At 70.7% G+C, this 2,008-nt stretch carries 2 protein-coding genes; both read left to right on the forward strand.

Going from position 1 to position 2,008, the window contains the following annotated elements; genetic code table 11:
* Positions 1-623: glycoside hydrolase family 12 protein (locus tag BZL64_RS26315; protein WP_208639524.1), on the forward strand; the 623-nt coding region annotated here is incomplete at its 5' end.
* A gap of 195 nt (positions 624-818) precedes the next feature.
* A partial coding sequence (locus tag BZL64_RS26320) for a glycoside hydrolase family 3 protein (RefSeq protein ID WP_279634614.1) occupies positions 819-2,008 on the forward strand: 1,190 nt, incomplete at its 3' end.

Consider the following 2,008-nt stretch of genomic DNA (forward strand, 5'->3'; position numbering starts at 1 on the left):
AGCCGATCGGCTCTCAGGTGGGCACCACCACCGTGGGCGGGCGCAGCTGGCAGGTGTGGACGGGCAGCAACGGGACCAACGACGTGATCTCGTTCGTGGCCCCGTCGGCGATCCCCAGCTGGAGCTTCGATGTCATGGACTTCGTGCGGGAGACCGTCCGCCGTGGCATGGCGCAGAACAGCTGGTACCTGACGAGCGTGCAGGCGGGGTTCGAGCCCTGGCAGAACGGTGCCGGGCTCGCGGTGAACTCCTTCTCCTCGGCCGTGAACCTCGGTGATCCGGGCGACCCCGGGAACCCGGGCGATCCGGCGACGGCCTGCAAGGTGACGTACGCGACGAACGTCTGGAGCGGTGGCTTCACCGCGGACGTCACCGTCACCAATACGGGTTCGGCTCCGGTCGATCCCTGGAAGCTGGCGTTCACTCTGCCCTCGGGGCAGCGGATCACCAACGCCTGGAACGCCGGCGTCACGCCGTCCACCGGGGCGGTGACGGCGACCCCTCTCGCGCACAACGCGCGGATCGCGCCCGGCTCCGGACAGACCTTCGGCTTCCAGGGCACCTACAGCGGCTCGTTCAGCCGGCCGGCCGGGTTCAGTCTCAACGGCACCGCCTGCTCGTGAGGCGACGCGACCCAGGTCCGCGCGCTCTCGTGATCTGAGCCGCGTCCGCGTCCGACCGTTCTCCTGGTCCGATCCCACCCGGCGCCCCGCCCGTTCAGGGTCCCGCCCCTCGTCCTCCCATGGTGACGGGGCGGGCCCCAGGACGACCCACCGTGCTCCTCCGCTCCTCCGGCCGCACCCGGAAAGGCCCACGCCATGAGCCAGAGCCTCGCCCCCGCTCCCCGCCGCCCCGCGATAGTCGCCGCGCTGTGCGCCGCCGCCCTCACCGTCATCGGCCTGACCGGTGCCGCGCCGCCCGCCGAACCCGCCCTGGCCGCCGCGGCGTTGCCGTATCAGGACCCGACGCTGCCGGTCGCGGACCGGGTCGGCGACCTGCTGTCCCGGATGTCGCTCGACGACAAGCTCGGGCAGATGACGCAGATCGAGAAGGACTCCCTCCTCCCGCAGTCCGACCTCGCCGCCTACCGCATCGGCTCGGTGCTCTCCGGCGGCGACTCCACCGTCAGCCCCAACAACGCCCAGACCTGGGCGGACACCTACGACTCCCTGCAGCGCACCGCCCTCGGTACCCCGCTCGGCATCCCCCTCATCTACGGCATCGACGCCGTGCACGGGCACAACGCGGTGCGCGGCGCCACGATCTTCCCGCACAACATCGGCCTCGGCGCCACTCAGGACCCCGCACTGGTCCAGCGCATCGGCCGGGCGGTCGCCGAGGAGATGGCCGGCACCGGCATCGACTGGGACTTCGCACCCTGTCTGTGCGTGGCCCGCGACGACCGGTGGGGCCGCACCTACGAGTCGTTCGGCGAGAAGCCAGAACTGCCCACCTCCATGGCCACGTTCGTCACCGGTCTGCAGGGCGCCACTCTCGGGGCCGACCCGGCCTCGGTGCTGGCCACCGCCAAGCACTACATCGGCGACGGCGGCACCACCGGCGGCGTCGACCAGGGCAACACCCAGCTGACCGAAGCGGAGTTGCGCGCCGTGCACCTGCCGCCCTTCCAGGAGGCGGTGCGGCGCGGTGTGGGCTCGGTGATGCTGTCGTACAGCAGCTGGAACGGCGTACGCTCGCACGCCCACAAGTACCTGGTCACCGATGTGCTGAAGGGCGAGCTGGGCTTCACCGGGTTCGTCGTCTCCGACTGGGCCGCGGTCGACCAGCTCGACGGGCAGTCCGGCTTCACCGGGGCCGAGATCACCACGGCTGTCAACGCGGGCGTCGACATGGTGATGGTCCCGTACGACTACAAGAAGTTCCTGACGCTGTTGCGCGGCGAGGTGAGTTCGGGGCGGATCTCCCAGGCCCGGGTGGACGACGCCAACCGGCGCATCCTCACCAAGAAGTTCCAACTGGGCTTGTTCGAGCGACCGTTGACCGATCG

This window comes from Streptomyces bobili (assembly GCF_002154575.1).
Taxonomy (GTDB): domain Bacteria; phylum Actinomycetota; class Actinomycetes; order Streptomycetales; family Streptomycetaceae; genus Streptomyces; species Streptomyces bobili.